Origin of the sequence: Streptomyces sp. NRRL F-5122, from assembly GCF_001507435.1 — a bacterium.
GTDB lineage: Bacteria > Actinomycetota > Actinomycetes > Streptomycetales > Streptomycetaceae > Streptomyces > Streptomyces lannensis.
This window is the reverse complement of the sequence record NZ_LMWH01000060.1, coordinates 1-1867: the sequence shown is the minus strand read 5'-3', so window position 1 is coordinate 1867 and position 1867 is coordinate 1. Positions and strand designations below refer to the sequence as shown.

General features: G+C 67.3%; 2 protein-coding genes. Both read left to right on the top strand.

Annotated elements, in window-relative coordinates:
* Positions 1 to 201 precede the first annotated feature (201 nt).
* Entirely contained in the window at positions 202 to 567 is a 366-nt protein-coding gene (locus ADL25_RS09835; RefSeq protein WP_234380792.1) for a DUF402 domain-containing protein, read from the top strand.
* A gap of 80 nt (positions 568 to 647) precedes the next feature.
* Complete coding sequence (locus ADL25_RS50390; RefSeq protein WP_059127282.1) at positions 648 to 1649, top strand: hypothetical protein; 1002 nt, start codon at positions 648 to 650, stop codon at positions 1647 to 1649.
* The last annotated feature ends 218 nt before the right edge of the window (positions 1650 to 1867 follow it).

Here is a 1867-nt window from a genome sequence, read left to right as displayed (position 1 = left end):
ATGCTGTCGGGCTAGCGTCTTTGCGTGGTTACAGGGAGCAGGTCCGTGCTGGTCGATGTACGGAAGTATGACGGGAGTCTGACTGGCCAGTGGACTGCTACCTGGCTGGGCCAGGATGAGCATGGTGTGTGGTTGAGCACTGCGCAGGGTGTCGCCGTCAGCTCGAGCCTAGGCGGTTGGACAAACCGGTTCACGCACGTGATGTTGGCCCCGCGCGGTGAATGGTGGACAGCCACATTCTGCGCAGATCCGGGCCCTGAGATGTACTGCGACGTCTGCACGGTGCCAGAGTGGAATGCGTCCGGGACCGTTCTGCGCGTGGTGGACCTCGATCTCGATGTCGTGCGGCTTCGTAACGGCGCGGCCTATATCAAGGACGAAGACGAGTTCGCCGAACACCAAGTGAGCTACACGTATCCCAGTTGGGTCAGCGCCAAAGCCCGACAAACCTGCGCGTGGTCGATGGAAGCGGCCCGCCGCGATGGTGACGGCGTCGAACCCTTCGCCTCGGTGCACCGCTACTGGCTCGGCCTCATCAACCAGACGGAGCCCGGCAGCAGGGCGTAGGGCGTAGGGGGTAGCGCGCGTGAATGTTCCAGCTTCCTCCGATGCCGCGGTTCCGGGTCTGGAGGCAGTGGAGGTAGCCGGTGAGTTGGTGGGATAGCGACCCGGCCTACCGGGCGGTGGAGCGGGCGTTCGTGGACGGGGATCCGCTCGATCAGGCGGGAGGGCTCCTCGACGTTCGTACGGTGGTGGCGGGCATCCGGGCGGAGGCCAAGGACGGGTTCCTGATTGAGGAGGTCCCCTGGGACCGCTTCCCGAAAGGTGTCAGGGTCCGGGAGGCCATGGAGTGGCTGCGCTCGGGCGATGCCGCTGACGATGCTGTGTTCGGCAGGCTCATGAGCTTGTGTGCAGACGACATGAGAGCTGCGGTGGCGCCGACGGTCCCCTTCCTGATCCGGGTCAGTACCGGTCCGGAGGCCGGCCGTCGCGCCGGGGCTCTGGCGGTGGCGGCCGAGGTGGCGCGCATGCGGCACCAGGGTGTGTGCACGCGTGCCGATATGCTGCGGTTCCGAGGCGATGACGAGTGGTCCTTCGAGGTTACGGGCTACCTGCAGAACTGGTCGGTCCAGGCAGCCCGCGACGCGATCGCTTCGGACGCCGATCTCCTTCTGCCGCTGCTCGACGACCCCGATCCCGCAGTGCGCATCGCCACCGCCTACGTGTTGGCGGCCGCTACCGACCGCGCGCAGGACATCCTCACCGCGTTCCACGCTCGCCTGCTCGCCGAACACGACCCGGCCGCACGCGCCGGCCTCGTACTGGCGATCGCTCAACTGGCCCGGGCGCACTGCGATTCGCGGACGGTGGTCTGGATGCGGGCCTGCTGGTCCGACCCCGCACGGCCGCCCGAGGTACGCGTGAGCGCCGCAGTGGGATGGATGTGCCTCACCGACCTACCGATCCCAGACGAACTGCGCGCCATGCTGGACAATCTCGCCACCGGCGAGACGGCCCAACTTACGGCGCCGCTGCCATGGATGCGCGCGGTCGAGAACGCCAACGGCAGCGGCCTGACCCGCTGCCTACGCACCATGATGCACTCCCACACACCTGACGCCGAAGACCACGACGACCCGTGGGCCTGACCACACCCTGATCACCGCCCGTGCAGGCGCGGGGACCGGGCGACTGAACTGCCGACGCCACAACGAGACAGAAAACCGCGCGCAGCCACCGGCACCACCGACCACACATGTTTCGTCCCCTGATGACGCACGCCCGACTCGACGCACTACGTGTCGCCGGCGCTGCTGAGTGAACAAGCACGTCGCTCGACATCCGCCACTGCCGCCCGAACGGGCAG